The organism is Pseudomonas sp. UF-293, assembly GCF_058245595.1.
In genome coordinates this window covers 233,608-251,720 of sequence record NZ_JBSICA010000002.1, presented here as the reverse complement: position 1 = coordinate 251,720, position 18,113 = coordinate 233,608, and the positions used below count along the sequence as shown (strand labels likewise).

The following is an 18,113-nucleotide window of genomic DNA, read 5'->3' as shown; positions in this document are numbered from 1 at the left end:
CGCTCCTTGATGACATTTGCAGTCGCGCACTATCCCTTTCTGCATCGGAGGATTCAACAGATCTGGCCAGCGAATCTTCTCATGTGTCTGAAGTCGGAATTCGCGAGCAGGCTCGCTCCCACAGGAAAGCCGCATTCCAAATGTGGGAGCGAGCCTGCTCGCGAAGGCGTCATCGCCGACGCCGCAGATCTCAATACTTGTCCAGCGTTCGCAATTTCTGCGGCAAGCCCCACAGCAACAACGCTGCCGCAATCAGCGCGGCGACGCCGATGACGTACAGCGCCGGCGTGGTGCTGCCGGTGAGGTCCTTGATGCGTCCGACCATGACCGGGCTGACGATCCCGCCGAACTGCCCCAGGGTATTGATCACCGCGATCCCGCCTGCCGCCCCGGCACCGGCGCCTGCCAGCAACTTCGGTGGCAGGGTCCAGAAGCTCGGAATCGAAGCGATGATGCCCGCGCCGAGCAGGCCGAGCGCGACGATCAGGAAGGTCGTGTGGCTGGCGAAGATTCCCGCGCTGAAAAAGCCGATCGCGCCGACGATCACCAGCCCGGCGACAAACTTGCGCCGTTCACCGGTGGCGTCCGACAAACGCCCGATCACCACCATGCTGATCGCCCCGCAGATGTACGGAATGGCGGTCAGCAGGCCAATCATCACCGGGCTTTCGGTGCCGGCGCTGCGGATCAATTGCGGCGCCCAGAAATTCAGACCGTAGGACGCGACCTGAATCAGGAAGTAGATCAAACCCAACGTCAGGAACCCCGGTATTTTCAGCGCCGCGAGCAATGAGCCGCCGCTCTTGTGTGGCTCGTGATGGGCGATGCGGCTGGAGAGCAACTTCTTCTCGTCAGCAGTCAGCCAGTGCGCATCCTCGATGCGGTCCTTGAGCTGCGTCAGCACCAGAAAACCCAGCGCGATGCACGGCACGCCTCCGAGCAGGAACAACCAGTGCCAGCCGCGCATCTGCAACACGCCATCGAGGTGTTGCAACACCAGCCCCGAGAACGGCGCGCCGACCAGCCCGGCAAACGCCGAGGCAAGAAACAGCATCGAGGTGATGCGGCCACGGAAGTGCTGCGGAAACCACAGGGTCAAGTAATACAGCACGCCCGGAGCAAAGCCGGCTTCCATCGCGCCGATGACGAAGCGCAGCGCATAGAACTGCCATTCGCTGTTGACGAAGACCATCGCCGCCGTCGCCACGCCCCAGGACATCATGATCCGCGCAATCCAGCGCCGTGCGCCGACCTTGTACAGCATCATGTTGCTCGGCACTTCGAACAGCACGTAACCGACTACGAACAGCCCGGCGCCCAAGCCATACGCGGTATCGCTCAGGCTCAGGTCGGTCTGCAGCTGGAATTTGGCAAAGCTGATGTTGATGCGGTCGAAAAAGGCGAACAGGTAGCAGACCATGATCAGCGGCATCAGGCGCCAGGCGACTTTGCTGACCAGGGCTTTTTCGGCGTCGTGATCGACGGACGGACTTACGCCCGCCTCCATTACGTTGAGGCTCATAGATTTTCTCCAGGCGGACTGCCGGGGGCGTCCGATTGTTTTTGTTGTCTGGTGGTACTGCTGAATGCTTTTGAACTGTGGGAGCGAGCCTGCTCGCGAATGCGCCAGATCAGTCGATACCGATGTTGAATGACACACCGCGTTCGCGAGCAGGCTCGCTCCCACAAGGGTTTTGTATCTTCAGGTGGGCATCGGATGCAGATCGCAGTTGCGCCCGGCCTTGGCCAGTTGGCCGGGGACGTCGTGGCCTAACAGCGTCGGCAAGCCGCGCGAGAGTTTCAACAACAGCGGCAAATCGATCCCGGTGGGAATGCCGACTTCAGCGCACAGGTTCACCAGGTCTTCAGTGCAGATGTTGCCCGACGCACCCGGCGCAAACGGACAGCCACCGAGGCCACCCAACGCCGCATCGAAGCGCCGCGCACCGGCCTCGTAAGCGGCCAGCACATTGCACAGCCCAAGGCCTCGGGTGTTATGGAAATGCAGGGTCAGATCGGCCGGCGAAACCCGCTGTAAAACGCGCCGCACCAAGCGATCGACCTGACGCGGATTGGCCATGCCGGTGGTGTCGGCGAGGCTGATGCCCTGGATGCCGAGTTCCTGATAGGCGTCAACGATCTGCAGCACACGATCCTCATCGATCCGGCCTTCGAACGGACAACCGAACGTGGTGGCGATGCTGCCGTTGAGGCGCACGCCCGATCCGCTGACAAACGCGACGATGTCAGCGAACGCGGCCAGCGACTCCTCGCAACGCATGCGCATATTGGCCAGGTTGTGCGTCTGGCTGGCGGACATCACCAGGTTCAACTCATCGGCATTCGCCGCCAGTGCCCGTTGTGCGCCTTTGAGGTTGGGGATCAACGCCACGTAAATCACCCCTGGCTGACGCTGAATGCCGTTGAACACCTGCTCGCCGTCACGCAGGGCCGGAATGGCTTTGGGCGAGACGAACGAGCCGGCCTCGATGCGGCTGAATCCGGCCTGTGACAATTGATTGATCAGGGCGATCTTGTCAGCGGTCTCCACCCACGTCGGCTCGATCTGCAAACCGTCGCGGGGCGAAACTTCCTGGACGACCAGGGTTTGCGAATAGTCTGTGATCATTGCACCACCCCCTGGCCTTTCAGGCGTTCGATGTCGAGTTCAGTCAGGCCAAGATTGGCGAGAATCGCGTCGGTGTGCTGGCCCAGTTTCGGCCCGGACCAATTCACCCCGCCGGGGGTTTCCGAGAGTTTGGGAACGATGCCGGGCATTTTCACCGTTGCGCCGCCGGGCAACTCGGCATTGAGCAGCATGTCCCGCGCCTGATAGTGCGGATCGGCGACGATGTCAGCCACCGAGTAGATGCGCCCGGCCGGCACTTCGGCAGCTTCGAGAGCAGCCAGGACTTCGTCGATCGGCAGGCTGCTGGTCCAGTGCGTAATGGCGGCATCAAGCAAGCCGCTCTTCGCCGCGCGGCCGTCGTTGTGGGCGAATTCTTCTGCGTCGGCCAAATCAGCGCGGCCAATGGTGTGCATCAGGCGCTTGTAGATCGGGTCGCTGTTACCGGCGATCACCACGTAGGCGCCGTCGGCGGTGAGGTAGGTATTGGAGGGTGCGATGCCCGGCAAGGCGCCGCCGCTGCGTTCGCGGACATGGCCGAGCATGTCGTATTCCGGTACCAGACTTTCCATGACGTTGAACACACTTTCGGCCAGCGACACATCGACAATCTGCCCGCCGCCCTGCCCGGTCTTGACCCGCAGCAGCGACATCAATGCGCCGATCACCGCGTGCAGCGAGGCCAGCGAATCGCCAAGGCTGACGCCAACCCGCGCCGGCGGCGAACCGGGGCTGCCGGTGGTGTAGCGAATGCCGCCCATGGCTTCGCCAATCGCGCCGAAACCGGGACGGTCGCGGTAAGGGCCGGTCTGGCCGTAGCCAGAGATACGCACCAGGGTCAGGTTCGGATTCAGTGCATGTAGCACGTCCCAACCCAGGCCGAGTTTTTCCAGCGCACCTGGGCGCAGGTTTTCGATGATCACGTCGGCGTCACCGGCCAGTTGCTTGACCAGTTCGATGCCTTCAGCGGATTTGAGGTTGAGTGCCAGGGATTTCTTGTTGCGCGATTGCAGGTACCACCACAGCGAAGTGCCCTCGTGCAGCTTGCGCCATTTGCGCAGCGGGTCGCCCTGGCCCATGGCTTCGATCTTGATCACTTCGGCGCCGAACTCGGCGAGCATGCGCGCGGCAAACGGCGCGGCGATCAGGGTGCCGATCTCGATCACTTTGATCGCACTCAAAGGGGCAGTCATCGCGGGGTACCTCTTGTTCTTGGAATATGCCGCCAAGGCTAGAGGAACGATGATTGGCGAATCCAGCCGTCTCTCGGCAACGGGCGTTCGCGAAATGCGAATGCTCCACTGTGATTGCGTGGTGAATTCAGGCCCGCCTTCGCGAGCAGGCTCGCTCCCACAAGGTTCTGTAGTGGTTTCAGATTCTGTGTCCACACAAGTTCAATGTGGGAGCGAGCCTGCTCGCGAAGAGGCCATCAGCTGCAACGCAGATCTACCGCCCGCGCAAATGCTCAAACAACATCCGGCTCACCGGCGACAACCCCGCTTCATCGCGCACCACCACAATCAGCGCGCGATCCGACCACGCATCGGTGAGCGGCACCGCGCGCAACCCCAGTGCCTGACCAAATAACTCATAGGCTCGCTGCGGCAGAATGCCGATGCCCATGTTCGCCTGGACCATCCGGCAGACCGCATCAAATCCCGGCACATGAATGCGAATGCGCAAGACTTTGCCCGCCTGCCGCGCCGCCGCATGGGTACGCATGTTGATCGAACTGGCTGCGTGCAAGCCGACGTAGTCGCTGTCCAGGGTTTCACTGAAAGCCACCGATCCGCACATCGCCAACGGATGCTCGGGCAGCATCACCACCACCAGTTTGTCCTGCCGGTACAGCACGCTGTGCAGACCTTTGGTGTCGCTGTCGTCGGAACAAATGCCGAGGTCCGCAACGCCGTCGAGCACGCCTTGAATCACCCCGGCGCTGGGCCGTTCTTCAAGGTCGGTCTTGACCTGCGGATGCTGCGCGGAGAAGTCGCGCAAGTCTTCGGGCAGGAACTGAATGATCGCCGACAGATTGGCCAGCATGCGCACGTAACCGCGCACACCGTGGCTGTGCTCACCGAGTTCCAAGCCCATTTTTTCCACGTTGAAGAGCATCTGCCGCGCATGGTGCAGCAGGGTTTCACCGGCCGGGGTGAGGATCATGCCTTTGGCCTGACGCACGAACAGAGCAATGCCCAGCGCCTCCTCCAATTCCATCAGGCGCTTGCTCGCCGCCGACACCGCGATGGCTTCGCGCGCAGCCGCACGGGTCAGCGTGCCTTCCTCGTGGACGGCGACGAACAGTTGCAGAGTGATCAGGTCGAGACGGCGGATCAGGCTTTTTTGCAGCATGGTGGGCTCGAAGACAAGGTTCATCCGAGCCGGCAGGATAGCCCGGTTTTACCTCTGGCTGCTCAGTTGCCCATGCTGGCGCGCCGTTTTGTGACAGGTGCGGTCAGCAAGCGGACCAATTGTGCGCTGTCGTCTCTGCGCCCCAATACCAGGACTGAAGAGCCTTGCAGGCAGGCGTCGATGGCTGACCATGAAACGTCTCTCGCGCCCTCGACATCAAACGAATCATCCACTGCGCCATCGACCAGGAAGCCTCCCGTCAACAAGCCTCGTGCGCTGCCCGAGGTCTGTCCGACCGCAACGATCCGTTTACCGGCGATGTCATCCAGCGCCAACCCTGCTTGCCAACCTCTCAGGTCGAGTTCATGCGCCGCCGGGGTGATGACAGGATTATTGAACGCATCATCCATTTGGCCGGCGTAGGTAATCCCACTGATGAACGCATGTTGCAGTTTCCTGCCTTGCGTTGACTCGACTGCCGAACCGAGCAGAAGCAGGCGCTGCGCCGTTTGCACAGCGATGTCGGTCACGTTGCTTTCGAGCGGCTTGCCATCACGCTGAAGATTCAATAACAGTACCCCCTTGTCGCCGAACGCTTCTGCAACTTTCCCGCTGTGGTCGAACGCCATGACCAATCCCTGATTGGTGATTTCGGTTTTGCCATGCAGCAGAATCAGTCCATCGTCGAGCTGGATGATCCCGGACAGCGAAATGGCCACCCCTGGCAGCGCCACGGGCAGCCAACCGTCGCTGGCGAAAGACAAATCGTCCGAGCCATCGAGATTGAACCGCGTCAACAAGCCACTACCCTTTTGCGCGGTCATGAACAGCAGCCTGTCCGGCTGCACAAGCTGCGGATCGGATTTCGCCAGCAGCAGTCGCCCATGTGTGGCACCGAACAGGGAAGGAATACGCATGGGCACAATCCGGTAGCCATTCCTGTCGCCGCCGAACTCGATGTCCGGCGAGCCATCGGGCAAAAACCGCGCGATGACTTGCTGGTATTCAAGCGTCTTGTCTTTGACGACGCCAATCACGGCGCACATCCAGATCCGCCCTGGCGCATCCACGATCAACTGCCCGCCTTGCGTGAGCGAGCCTGTGCCGAACTGGCCGCTGAGATATCCGCCTTCGCCGAAAGCCGGATCCGGATTTCCATCGGCATCCAGCCGCGCCAGGCCGTAGTACGAATGGCCCGATTGCTCGACGGTAGCGCTGACCATGATCTGCCCCGAAGGAGTGATCGCCACGCCTTTGGCAATGGTCTTGCCCGCTCCGGGAAATTTCAGCGCTCGCATACCAAAGAGAGCATCCAGCTCCCCGGCTGACTGCGCATCTGTGGGCAATGGCGCGGTGGGTTCCGACATGTTCGCATTCTCCTCAAGAGATCGCCGTCGATCCCCTCGTTGCGAGCATTCGACCCGAAGAATTCGCGCCGGACAACTGACATAAATGACAGTCTTTTAGAACAAAACGAAATTATCCGCTGTGTAAAAAAGACTGAATGACTGGTAGTTCTTACAGGTTCGAATTCAGGCCCGTCATGCCAACCTCAGCGTTCAAATCAGCCATGGACGAGAAGCATGATGAGCACTCGCGACGAGCAAATTTCACAACCGGGCCCGACCATCACTTATCCCGAGGAAGCCAGTGCGACAGGACCTGCGACTCTGTTGCTCGGCAGCGGCATACCCAATGCTCAGGTGCAAGTGTGGAATACGGAAAACACCCATTTGCTCGGTGCAGGACAGGTCAGCACAAACGGACGATGGGCGTTCAGCATCAACGGCGTCCAGGCCCCAGGCCAACACAGGATTCACGCCCACCAGACGTATGCAGGCATCACGTCCGAATGGAGCGACGTGCGCGGATATGAGGTGCGACTGCGGCCCGAGATCGACGTCCCGGTCGTTGTCGAACCGATTGAGGACGCGCAGGTCGATACGCCTCTGATGTTTTCAGGAGATGTCACACGAGCCGAGGGTTTCGTCAGTATTTTCGATCTGGACACTGGCCTGGAGATTGCCAGAGCAGCGGTCGAAAGTGACCGGCAATGGCAAACCCCGGCAGCACACTCCTTGGCGGTCGGGCAGTACCGTATATCCGCCGTCCACAACATCGCCGGCCAGATTTCAGATTGGGGCCGTGTGCGCACCTTTACCGTGCTCGCAGTAGCAAGCGAAGGCTTGTTCGACTTCGCTCGCCTGCGCACCTTCATTCAAAACGCGTTGCGGAAAATTTCCTCGATCTGGCGCTGATCCGCCGCCCGTGGATTGGTCAGTCCGCAGGCGTCCTTCAAGGCGTTGGCGGCGAGTACCGGGATGTCGCTGAGCCTGGCGCCCAGCTCGCGCAGTCCGCCGGGAATCTCGACATCTTTAGCCAGACTGCGAATGGCATTGATCGCCGCTTGCGCGCCTTCTTCCGCGCTGAAGCCGCGAATATCCGCGCCCATGGCGTGGGCGACGTCCCTGAGTCGATCAGCACAGACCTGCGCATTGAAACTCTGCACATGCGGCAACAGCACGGCATTGCAGACGCCGTGAGGCAAGTCGTAGTAGCCGCCGAGTTGATGCGCCATGGCGTGGACAAATCCGAGCGAGGCGTTGTTGAACGCCATGCCGGCGAGAAACTGCGCGTAAGCCATGTTCTCCCGCGCCACCAGGTCGCTGCCGTCGCGCACCGCCAGACGCAGGTTGCTGCTGATCAGGCTCATCGCCTTCAACGCGCAGGCATCGGTGATCGGGTTCGCGGCGGTCGAGACGTAGGCTTCGATGGCGTGGGTCAGCGCGTCCATGCCGGTGGCGGCGGTCAGGCCTTTGGGCATCGCGACCATCAGTTCCGGATCGTTGACCGACAGCAGCGGCGTGACGTTGCGGTCGACGATGGCCATTTTCACATGGCGCGATTCGTCGGTGATGATGCAGAAGCGAGTCATCTCGCTGGCAGTACCGGCGGTGGTATTGATCGCGACCAGAGGCAATTGCGGCTTGCTCGAGCGGTCGACGCCCTCGTAGTCGCCGATCCGCCCGCCATTGGTCGCGCACAGGGCGATGCCTTTGGCGCAATCGTGCGGCGAGCCGCCGCCCAGCGACACGATGAAATCGCAACGGCTCTCCTTCAACAACCCCAGACCTGATTCGACATTGGCTGTGCTGGGGTTGGGTTTGGCGCCATCGAAGATCACCGAATCGATGTCCTGCATCGCCAGTTTCTCGGCGATCATCGCCGCCACGCCAGCCTTGGCCAGCCCGCTGTCGGTGACAATCAATGCCTTGTGAAAACCGTAATTGCGAATGGCGAGCATGGCTTCGTCGAGGCAGCCGCTGCCCATGATATTGACCGCCGGAATAAAGAAGGTGCTGCTCATCGTGTGTCTCCTGACTGGAGCCGGATCGACTGCCTCGATTCGGCGGTGCACACAGGATCGACCGATCGGTCACGAGTAATGTTGATCTGGCTCAATGTCCGCTCGTGATAAAGTCGCCGTCCATCTGCCCTTTGTTTTGAGACCGCCCACGCAATGACCGATTTTCTCAATGTCGACGCCACCCTCGAAGACTGGAACGCCTTGCGCGCCGCGAACGATTTCCAGGGTTTGCTGGTGGGCAATGGCGCCAGCCGCGCGGTATGGGATGACTTCGGCTACGACTCGCTGTTCGAAAACGCTCGTACGGTCGAAGAGAAACCGTTGAGCCCATCGGAACTGGCGGTATTCGACGCGCTGCAAACCCGCAGCTTCGAGCAAGTGCTGGGCGCCCTGAAAACCACCAGCCGGGTCAACAAGGCTTTGGCGGTCAGTTCGGCCGCGCCGCGCAATCGCTATTACGCGGTCAAGGAAGCGCTGATCAACACCGTGCACGCGGTGCACATTCCGTGGCGGCTGGTGCAGCCTTCGACACTGACGGTGCTCAATGCAGAACTGGCGCGCTATCACACGGTGTTCACCACCAACTACGACCTGCTCAATTACTGGGCGCTGCAACACCCGGGCGAGGCCATCGACGACCTGTTCAACGGTGCGGACGCGAGTTTCGATCTGAGCCAGAGCACCACCGACAAACCGCGCCTGCTGTATCTGCACGGTGGTCTGCATCTGGTGCGCAATCAGGACGGCACCGCACGCAAACTGACCTCGACCGAGGGCACCCTGCTCGGCAGCTTCGCCATCAACAACACGATCAAGACCCTGGACGACGTGCCGCTGTTCGTCACCGAAGGGCCTAGCGCCGACAAGCTCAAGACCATTCGCAGCTCGGATTATCTGTCGTTCTGCTACGAGCAGTTACTGGCTCATGGCGGCAGCCTGTGCATCTTCGGCCACGCGCTGGGCGAGCAGGATGCGCACCTGGTGCGCGCGTTGCGCCTGGCCCGACCGAAATGCGTGGCGATCTCGATCTACCCACGCAGCGCCGCGTTCATCCAGCATCAGAAACGTCACTACGCCAAGGTGTTTGAAGGCACCGGGGTTGAGTTGCGGTTCTTTGATGCCAAGAGCCATGCGCTGGGTGATCCGAAATTGTCGGTACCGGTTGAGGTTTGAAGCAAGATCAAAAGATCGCAGCCTTCGGCAGCTCCTACATGGAGATGCATTCCAGGTGTAGGAGCTGCCGAAGGCTGCGATCTTTTGATTTCAAAGGCTCATGCCCTGAGCTCAGAGGACAGGCAGGGTCTTGTCCTTGATGGTTTTCGTTGGGCCGTTGGCCTTGACGCTGGCGATGCCCTTGTCACACGCGCCATCCGATGAGTACGACTCGCTGCTGCCGATGACCTGGTGATTGGCCGCCTTGAGATTGAAGTAGGGATGGCCATCCTTGGTCGATTTTTTCTCGTAGCGCTCGTCCAGCGGGCTGTTGGCCTGCACCGAAGCGATGCCGCCGTCGGCGCCGGCGCGGGTGCTGTAGAGCTCGCTGGTCAGAATCGTTTCGGCGTTAGCCGCTTTCAGCACGAACCTGAATTGGCCGTTGCTGCTTTTGCTCACTTCGTACCATCCGGACATGTCTGTTTCTCCTGGGGGCGATTGAGAGATTTCGCGCTTCAGAGTAAAGACCAGCACCCCCGGTCTGTCGCCTGCCCCGACTACAAAGTGATTTTCGTACCGAGCAGACCGAGGAACCCGGCCAGCCATTTCGGATGCGCCGGCCAGGCCGGAGCGCTGGCCAGATTGCCCTGAACATGGCCGTCGGTCACCGGAATGTCGATGTAGGTGCCGCCCGCCAAACGAACTTCCGGAGCGCAGGCCGGATACGCGCTGCACTCGCGCCCCTCGAGCACACCCGCCGCCGCGAGCAGTTGCGCGCCATGGCAGACCGCTGCGATGGGCTTGCCGGCGTTGTCGAACGCGCGCACCAGTTCGAGGACTTTTTCGTTCAGCCGCAGGTATTCCGGAGCACGACCGCCGGGGATCAGCAGCGCGTCGTAATCGGCTTCACTGGCCTTGGCGAAGTCGAAATTGAGCGCGAACAAATGACCGGGTTTTTCGCTGTAGGTCTGATCGCCTTCGAAATCATGAATCGCCGTGCGCACGGTGCTGCCGGCGGACTTGTCCGGGCACACGGCGTGAACCGTGTGGCCGACCATCTGCAGGGCCTGGAACGGCACCATCACTTCGTAGTCTTCGACGTAATCGCCGACCAGCATCAGGATTTTTTTCGCGGCCATGGGAAAACTCCTCGGGGAAAGGTCTGGGAGTATTCAAGGTAGACCGTATCCAAGGGTTGCGGTAATTCCAGGCTTACTACGCTCGATCGCGATAAATGTAGGAGCCGCCGAAGGCTGCGATCTTTTGATCTTGCATTTAAATAACCAGGATCAAAAGATCGCAGCCTTCGGCAGCTCCTACAGGGGTGTATTTCTGGCTATCAGGCGAGGAAACCGTCGGCGCGCAGCAGGGTTTCCAGGCAATGTTCGCTGATGTGGTAGAAGGCCTTGAGCTCTGCGATCTTCGTCAACAATTGCGCTGGGTTAACCGGCTCGGCGCGTTTCACCGCGAGAATCATCTTGTTCTTGTTGGTGTGTTCCAGCGAGATGAACTCGAAGACCTTGGTCTCGTAACCACAGGCTTCGAGGAACAGTGCACGCAAGCTGTCGGTGACCATTTCCGCCTGCTGGCCAAGGTGCAAGCCATATTGCAGCATCGGCTTGAGCAGCGCCGGGCTCTGGATCTGCAGGCGGATCTGTTTGTGGCAGCACGGCGAGCACATGATGATCGACGCACCCGAGCGGATGCCGGTGTGGATCGCGTAATCGGTGGCGATGTCACAGGCATGCAGGGCGATCATCACGTCCAGTTCGCTCGGCGCCACTGTGCGCACGTCACCGCACTTGAACACCAGCCCCGGATGCTCGAGCTTCGTCGCAGCGGCGTTGCACAGGCTGACCATTTCTTCGCGCAGCTCGACGCCGGTGACTTCGCCCTCGGCCTTCAGCGTGTTGCGCAGGTAGTCGTGAATGGCGAACGTCAGGTAGCCCTTGCCCGAACCGAAATCGGCGACCCGCACCGGTTTGTCCAGCGCCAGCGGCGACGACGTCAGGGCATGGCTGAACACTTCGATGAACTTGTTGATCTGCTTCCACTTGCGCGACATCGCCGGGATCAGCTCGTGTTGCGCATTGGTCACGCCGAGGTCTTTGAGGAACGGGCGGCTCAACTCCAGGAAACGGTTTTTCTCGCGGTTATGCTCGGCAGACGGCGCTTCGCGCAATTGCTGAGGCTTGCTCTTGAACAGCGAACTCTTGCCCTTTTTGCTGTATTCCAGCTGAGCTTCGTCAGTCAGCGCCAGTAAATGTGCATTTTTGAACGAGGTCGGCAGCAGACCGCCGATCAGCGCCACGCCCTCGTCAAGCGGCAGGTTCTTGGTGATGTCGCGGGTCTTGTAGCGATAAACGAAGGACAGGCACGGCTGCGCCTTGACCGTCACCGGTTTGATGATGACCCTTTGCAGATCCGCCTCTTCACCGACGTACTTGGCCAGCACCAGTTTGATGAAACCGCTGTCGTCGAGGCTGGTTTGCAGCAGCTCGATGAACTGGGCGTGGTGATCGGCGGCCGGTTTGGCGGACGGCGCGGAAGAAGCGGAAACGGACATGGACAAGCGGCCTCGGACGGGCGGAATCGGGAATGGCGGGTATTTTAGGGGGGATGGGGTTTGGGGACACGTGCTTATTTACCGAACGGCGAAAATCAAAAGATCGCAGCCTTCGGCAGCTCCTACAATTGGAATGCATTCTCCTGTAGGAGCTGCCGAAGGCTGCGAGCTTTAGATCTACCCCAACACCACCAACCGATTCGGCAACTCGTTCCTCACCTGCGTCACCGGCACATGCACCTTCAACAACTCACCACACGCCTCCACGCACGTGACAAACCCTTCAAGCGTGCGGCCTTCGCGGACCTGTTCGGTAAACGCCGCGACAATCGCGTCCCAGTTGCTGTTGTCCAGCCGTTTGGAAATCCCCTCGTCCACAAGAATCTCCACATAGCGCTCAGCCTCGCAGACAAAAATCAGCATGCCGGTGCTGCCCACGGTGTGGTGCAGGTTCTGTTCGAGAAACTGCCGCCGCGCCAGGTTGGAGGCGCGCCAGTGGCGCACGCGGCGCGGGACCAGATGCGTGGTGATTTTCGGCAGACGAAACAGCAGACACAGGACGATGAACATGCCCCATTGCACCAGCAGCAGGCTGCGCAGCGTCAGCCAGCCGGTGAGGTAGTGGACGATGCCCGGTAACACCAGCGCCAGCAGGCTGGCCCAGAGCAGCGGGATGTACGCGTAATCGTCGGCGCGGGCAGCGAGCACCGTGACCAGTTCGGCGTCGGTGTCGCGTTCGACCCGGGCGATGGCCTCGGCGACTTTGCGTTGTTCGTGTTCAGTCAGTAATGCCATGTCGAAAAGTGCCTGCTCATTATTCTTTTGATCTCACCAGCCGCCGGACGAACCGCCGCCGCCGAAACTGCCCCCGCCACCGCTGAAGCCGCCACCGCCACCGCCGCCGAATCCGCCGCCACCGCCAAAGCCGCCCCCTCCTCCGGAGCCGCCCCGGCCGGCAGGCAGGATACCGAGCATCTGGCAGACAAACACCGTCAGGATGAACAACATCACCAGAAACATGAACAGCGCCGGGTGCCGCGAGATGAAATCATCCGCCGGGTCGCCGCTGGATTCGTACACGGTGGACGGTTCGTCCAGCGGATTGCCACCGAGCACTACCAGCATCGCCGCGACGCCGTCGCTGATGCCTTTGCTGAAGTTGCCGGCCTTGAACGCCGGCGTAATGACCTGATGAATGATCACCGACGACTGCGCATCGGTCAGGCGATCTTCCAGGCCATAGCCGACCTCAATGCGCAGTTTGCGCTCGTCACGGGCGACGATCAGCAAGGCGCCGTTGTTCTTGTCCTTCTGACCGATGCCCCAGTGCCGACCGAGCTGAACGCCGAAATCCTCGATGGTGGTGCCCTGCAGATCCGGCAGCGTGACCACCACCAACTGCTCGCCGGTGGCCTGTTCGTGGGCCTGCAATTGCTGGCTCAGTTGCGCGCGAATCGATGGCTCGAGCATCTGCGCCTGATCGACCACGCGCCCGCTCAGCGGCGGAAACGACAGTTCGGCCCGGGCGCTGACGGCGAACAGCCACAGCATCAGCACCAGGCCCAGTTTCAACACACGCATGGACGACCTCGAGTCAGAATTTCACTTCCGGGGCTTTTTCCGCGCCGGGCGTGGTGGCTTCGAAGGTCTCGCGCATCGGCAGATCGCTGTACATCACGCTGTGCCACAGGCGACCGGGGAAGGTACGGATCTCGGTGTTGTACTTTTGCACCGCCAGAATGAAATCGCGACGGGCCACGGCAATGCGGTTTTCCGTGCCTTCGAGTTGCGATTGCAGAGCGAGGAAGTTCTGGTTGGCCTTCAGATCCGGGTAGCGCTCGGAGACCACCATCAAACGGCTCAACGCGCCGGTCAGTTGATCCTGCGCCTGCTGGAACTGCTTGAGCTTCTCGGGATTGTCGAGGGTGCTGGCATCGACCTGAATCGAGGTCGCCTTGGCTCGCGCCTCAATCACTGCGGTCAGGGTTTCCTGTTCGTGGGCCGCGTAGCCCTTCACTGTTTCCACCAGATTGGGGATCAGGTCAGCACGGCGCTGGTACTGGTTCTGCACCTGGCCCCAGGCGGCTTTGGCCTGTTCGTCGAGGGTCGGGATATTGTTGATGCCGCACGCGGTCAACAGCGTGGCGAACACCAGCAACGTGGCGATCTGTAGCCGTGAACGGGAGGTTGAGCTGATATTCATTACAGTGATGCTCCATGACACATTTGATTTAAAAACCGAGCGCTGGGCATTCCCGGCCAGCGGTTGGGGCATAATCGGCGCCGCCACTGGCATGCGACGGGTTAATCGGCTAAAAAGTGCCCTTCGCGTTCACGTTGCCGATGTCGGCTGCGGTTTTCCGGCTCAGGTTTTGCGCCGGCACCCGAACAACAATAGTCGCTCCCTACATTTTGGCTGGCCGGTGTTGCATCACCGTTTGGGCCCTTGAGAAAAAATTCATGAAGAAGCTGTGTTTGCTGGGTCTGTTCGTCAGCCTGGCCAGTCATCAGGTACTGGCCGCCACGACCCCAGTACCTCTGGAGAACAAGGACGCTTTCATCAGCAACCTGATGAAACAAATGACCCTCGACGAGAAGATCGGCCAGTTGCGCCTGATCAGCATCGGCCCGGAAATGCCCCGCGAGCTGATCCGCAAGGAAATCGCCGGCGGCAACATCGGCGGCACGTTCAACTCGATCACCCGCGCGGAAAACCGTCCGATGCAGGACGCGGCCATGCGCAGTCGCCTGAAGATTCCGATGTTTTTCGCGTACGACGTGATCCACGGTCACCGTACGATTTTCCCGATTCCGCTGGCCCTCGCGTCGAGCTGGGACATGGACGCCATCGGCCAGTCCGGGCGCGTTGCGGCTAAAGAAGCCGCTGCCGACAGCCTCGACATCACCTTCGCGCCAATGGTGGATATCTCCCGCGATCCACGCTGGGGCCGTAGCTCCGAAGGCTTCGGTGAAGATACCTACCTGACCTCGCGCATCGCCAAAGTCATGGTCAAGGCCTATCAGGGCGAGACTCCGAGCGCCGCCGACAGCATCATGGCCAGCGTCAAGCACTTCGCCCTGTACGGTGCGGTCGAGGGCGGTCGCGACTACAACACCGTCGACATGAGCCCGGTGAAGATGTACCAGGATTACCTGCCGCCCTACCGCGCCGCGATCGATGCCGGCGCTGGCGGTGTGATGGTGGCGTTGAACTCGATCAACGGCATTCCGGCCACGGCCAACACCTGGTTGATGAATGATCTGCTGCGCAAGGACTGGGGCTTCAAAGGCCTGGCAGTCAGCGATCACGGCGCGATTTTCGAACTGATCAAGCACGGCGTCGCCCGCGACGGTCGCGAAGCGGCGAAGCTGGCGATCAAGGCCGGCATCGACATGAGCATGAACGACACCCTCTACGGCAAAGAGCTGCCGGGGCTGCTCAAGTCCGGCGAGATCGAGCAGAAAGACATCGATAACGCCGTGCGCGAAGTGCTCGCAGCCAAGTACGACATGGGCCTGTTCAAGGACCCGTACCTGCGCATCGGCAAGGCCGAGGATGACCCGGCCGACACCTACGCCGAGAGCCGCCTGCACCGTGCCGAGGCCCGCGAAGTGGCGCGGCGCAGTCTGGTGCTGCTGAAGAACCACGACGAAACCCTGCCGCTGAACAAAGACGCGAAAATTGCGCTGGTCGGCCCGCTGGCCAAGGCGCCGATCGACATGATGGGCAGTTGGGCCGCCGCCGGGCGCCCGGCACAATCGGTCACCCTGTTCGACGGCATGAGTTCGGTAATCGGCGACAAGGCCAACCTGATCTACGCCCGTGGCGCCAACATTACGGGCGACAAGAAGGTCCTCGACTACCTGAACTTCCTCAACTTCGATGCCCCGGAAGTGGTCGATGACCCGCGCCCGGCCAGCGTGCTGATCGACGAAGCGGTGAAAGCGGCGAAGGATGCAGATGTGATCGTCGCGGCTGTCGGCGAGTCCCGTGGCATGTCCCACGAATCCTCTAGCCGCACTGACCTGAACATCCCGGAAACCCAGCGCGAGCTGATCCGCGCGTTGAAAGCCACCGGCAAACCGCTGGTACTGGTGTTGATGAACGGCCGTCCGCTGACCATCCTTGAAGAGAACCAGTCGGCTGACGCGATTCTGGAAACCTGGTTCAGCGGCACCGAGGGCGGCAACGCCATTGCCGACGTGCTGTTCGGCGACTACAACCCGTCGGGCAAACTGCCGGTGACCTTCCCGCGTTCCGTGGGCCAGATCCCGACGTACTACAACCACCTGAGCATTGGCCGGCCGTTCACGCCGGGCAAACCGGGCAACTACACCTCGCAGTATTTCGATGACACCACCGGCCCGCTGTTTCCGTTCGGTTATGGCCTGAGCTACACCACCTTCGCCCTGAGCGATATGGCGCTGTCATCGACCACCCTGAACGCCAGCGGCAAGCTCGACGCCAGTGTCATGGTCAAGAACACCGGCAAGCGTGACGGCGAAACCGTGGTGCAGTTGTACATCCAGGACGTCACCGGTTCGATGATCCGCCCGGTGAAAGAGCTGAAGAACTTCCAGAAGATCATGCTCAAGGCCGGCGAACAGAAAGTCGTGCACTTCACCATCACCGAGGAAGACCTGAAGTTCTACAACGCCCAGCTCAAATACGCAGCCGAGCCCGGCAAATTCAACGTGCAGATCGGCCTGGATTCGCAGGCGGTGACGCAGCAGAGCTTTGAACTGCTGTAACAGCAGCAACACTGCAAAACACTGTGGGAGCGAGCCTGCTCGCGAAAGCGATCATTCAGACAAAAAATTGCTGAATGACACACCGCTTTCGCGAGCAGGCTCGCTCCCACATTGGATTCAGGGTGTATTCAAAATCGTGGTTATCCGCGTCGATCGAGAATATTCACCACCAACCGGTCCACCCAGCCCCACACCCGCTGCTTGACCCGCCGCCACAAAGGCCGGCGCTGCCATTCCTCCAGACTCACCAGTTGACTCAAGCCGAAATCCTTCACAAAACTCGCCTCCACCGCTGCCGTCAACGTCGGGTCCAGCGCTTCCAGATTCGCCTCCAGATTGAAACGCAGATTCCAGTGATCGAAGTTGCACGAACCGATGCTTACCCATTCGTCGACCAGAACCATTTTCAGGTGCAGGAAGCACGGCTGGTATTCGAAGATCTGCACGCCGGCCTTGAGCAGGCGCGGGTAGTAGCGATGCCCGGCGTAGCGCACTGACGGGTGATCGGTGCGCGGCCCGGTCAGCAGCAGCCGCACATCGACCCCGCGTGCGGCGGCTTTGCGCAGCGAGCGGCGGATTTGCCAGGTGGGCAGAAAGTACGGCGTGGCCATCCAGATGCGTTGCTGGCCGCTGCTCAAGGCGCGGAACAGTGACTGCAGAATGTCACGGTGCTGGCGGGCGTCGGCGTAAGCCACGCGGCCCATGCCCTCGCCCTTGTCTGGTACGCGGGGCAGACGCGGCAAACCGAAATGCGCGGCCGGGCGCCAGGCGCGGCGGTAACGGTTGGCGATCCACTGGCGATCAAACAGCAATTGCCAATCGATCACCAATGGGCCGCTGATCTCGACCATCACCTCGTGCCACTCGCTGACATCATGGCCCGGCGTCCAGAATTCATCGGTCACGCCGGTGCCGCCGACCACTGCCAGGCATTGGTCGACCAGCAGCAATTTACGGTGGTCGCGATAGAAGTTGCCGACCCAGCGCCGCCAGCTCAGGCGATTGTAGAAACGCAGCTCGACCCCGGCCTGCGTCAGGCGCTGGCGCAGATGCAGCGTGAACGCGAGGCTGCCGTAATCATCGAACAGGCAACGCACGCGCACGCCGCGCTCGGCTGCCGCGACCAGCGCCTGGACGATGGCTTCGGCGCAGGCGCCGGCCTCGACCAGATACAGCTCCAGTTCGATTTGCTCTTTTGCCCCGGCAATGTGCTCGAGCATGCGCGGAAAGAACTGCGGGCCGTCGATCAACAGTTCGAAACGGTTGCCGTCACGCCAGGGGAACACCGCACCGCGCAT

16 protein-coding genes are annotated in these 18,113 nt (G+C 60.9%); 3 read left to right on the top strand and 13 right to left on the bottom strand.

Annotated features, from left to right (window positions below; all coding sequences use genetic code 11):
* Positions 1-190 precede the first annotated feature (190 nt).
* The 5 genes from AC4IHP_RS03590 to AC4IHP_RS03570 all read right to left on the bottom strand — a co-directional run bounded on the left by AC4IHP_RS03590 (position 191) and on the right by AC4IHP_RS03570 (position 6,345).
* Positions 191-1,522 carry an MFS transporter gene (locus AC4IHP_RS03590; protein ID WP_083353383.1) on the bottom strand — a complete coding sequence of 444 codons (1,332 nt, stop codon included), beginning with the start codon at positions 1,520-1,522 and terminating at the stop codon, positions 191-193.
* Between the two features lie 180 nt (positions 1,523-1,702).
* Positions 1,703-2,629, bottom strand: a complete 927-nt coding sequence (locus AC4IHP_RS03585; protein WP_460124811.1) for a hydroxymethylglutaryl-CoA lyase — start codon at positions 2,627-2,629, stop codon at positions 1,703-1,705.
* Positions 2,626-3,819 (bottom strand): CaiB/BaiF CoA transferase family protein, encoded by a 1,194-nt coding sequence (locus tag AC4IHP_RS03580; RefSeq protein ID WP_490830889.1) that lies wholly within the window; start codon positions 3,817-3,819, stop codon positions 2,626-2,628. The genes AC4IHP_RS03585 and AC4IHP_RS03580 overlap by 4 nt, the downstream gene beginning before the upstream one ends.
* Before the next feature lie 253 nt (positions 3,820-4,072).
* Positions 4,073-4,978 carry a LysR family transcriptional regulator gene (locus AC4IHP_RS03575; RefSeq protein ID WP_490830888.1) on the bottom strand — a complete coding sequence of 302 codons (906 nt, stop codon included), beginning with the start codon at positions 4,976-4,978 and terminating at the stop codon, positions 4,073-4,075.
* 62 nt (positions 4,979-5,040) lie between these two features.
* Positions 5,041-6,345 carry an NHL repeat-containing protein gene (locus AC4IHP_RS03570; protein WP_490830887.1) on the bottom strand — a complete coding sequence of 435 codons (1,305 nt, stop codon included), beginning with the start codon at positions 6,343-6,345 and terminating at the stop codon, positions 5,041-5,043.
* 219 nt (positions 6,346-6,564) lie between these two features.
* On the opposite strand from AC4IHP_RS03570, the gene AC4IHP_RS03565 reads away from it, so the two are divergent.
* Positions 6,565-7,236 carry a hypothetical protein gene (locus tag AC4IHP_RS03565; protein WP_490830886.1) on the top strand — a complete coding sequence of 224 codons (672 nt, stop codon included), beginning with the start codon at positions 6,565-6,567 and terminating at the stop codon, positions 7,234-7,236.
* Here AC4IHP_RS03565 and yiaY read toward each other — a convergent pair.
* Positions 7,197-8,345 carry an L-threonine dehydrogenase gene (gene yiaY / locus AC4IHP_RS03560; protein WP_460124796.1) on the bottom strand — a complete coding sequence of 383 codons (1,149 nt, stop codon included), beginning with the start codon at positions 8,343-8,345 and terminating at the stop codon, positions 7,197-7,199. The two genes, AC4IHP_RS03565 and yiaY, sit on opposite strands and share 40 nt — an antisense overlap.
* Positions 8,346-8,498: 153 nt before the next feature.
* Between yiaY and AC4IHP_RS03555 the strand changes: the two genes are divergently transcribed.
* Positions 8,499-9,518 carry a DUF4917 family protein gene (locus tag AC4IHP_RS03555; RefSeq protein ID WP_490830885.1) on the top strand — a complete coding sequence of 340 codons (1,020 nt, stop codon included), beginning with the start codon at positions 8,499-8,501 and terminating at the stop codon, positions 9,516-9,518.
* 111 nt (positions 9,519-9,629) lie between these two features.
* Here AC4IHP_RS03555 and AC4IHP_RS03550 read toward each other — a convergent pair whose 3' ends face one another.
* The 6 genes from AC4IHP_RS03550 to AC4IHP_RS03525 form a co-directional block, all read right to left on the bottom strand.
* A complete protein-coding gene (locus tag AC4IHP_RS03550) occupies positions 9,630-9,974 on the bottom strand; it encodes a YegP family protein (RefSeq protein WP_071174640.1) in 345 nt (114 codons plus the stop codon).
* Positions 9,975-10,054: 80 nt separating this feature from the next.
* Entirely contained in the window at positions 10,055-10,636 is a 582-nt protein-coding gene (locus AC4IHP_RS03545) for a DJ-1/PfpI family protein (RefSeq protein ID WP_490830884.1), read from the bottom strand.
* Between the two features lie 200 nt (positions 10,637-10,836).
* Entirely contained in the window at positions 10,837-12,063 is a 1,227-nt protein-coding gene (locus AC4IHP_RS03540) for a class I SAM-dependent methyltransferase (RefSeq protein ID WP_460124786.1), read from the bottom strand.
* Between the two features lie 177 nt (positions 12,064-12,240).
* The gene (locus tag AC4IHP_RS03535; RefSeq protein WP_056783438.1) at positions 12,241-12,858 is read right to left on the bottom strand and encodes a TPM domain-containing protein; all 618 of its coding nucleotides are present in this window, start codon (positions 12,856-12,858) and stop codon (positions 12,241-12,243) included.
* Between the two features lie 33 nt (positions 12,859-12,891).
* Positions 12,892-13,644, bottom strand: a complete 753-nt coding sequence (locus AC4IHP_RS03530; RefSeq protein WP_400500187.1) for a TPM domain-containing protein — start codon at positions 13,642-13,644, stop codon at positions 12,892-12,894.
* A 13-nt stretch (positions 13,645-13,657) separates the two neighbouring features.
* The gene (locus tag AC4IHP_RS03525; RefSeq protein WP_024011957.1) at positions 13,658-14,266 is read right to left on the bottom strand and encodes a LemA family protein; all 609 of its coding nucleotides are present in this window, start codon (positions 14,264-14,266) and stop codon (positions 13,658-13,660) included.
* 257 nt (positions 14,267-14,523) lie between these two features.
* On the opposite strand from AC4IHP_RS03525, the gene bglX reads away from it, so the two are divergent.
* A complete protein-coding gene (gene bglX / locus AC4IHP_RS03520) occupies positions 14,524-16,815 on the top strand; it encodes a beta-glucosidase BglX (RefSeq protein WP_490830883.1) in 2,292 nt (763 codons plus the stop codon).
* A 140-nt stretch (positions 16,816-16,955) separates the two neighbouring features.
* On the opposite strand, the gene AC4IHP_RS03515 is transcribed toward bglX, so the two are convergent.
* A complete protein-coding gene (locus AC4IHP_RS03515) occupies positions 16,956-18,113 on the bottom strand; it encodes a phospholipase D-like domain-containing protein (RefSeq protein WP_490830882.1) in 1,158 nt (385 codons plus the stop codon).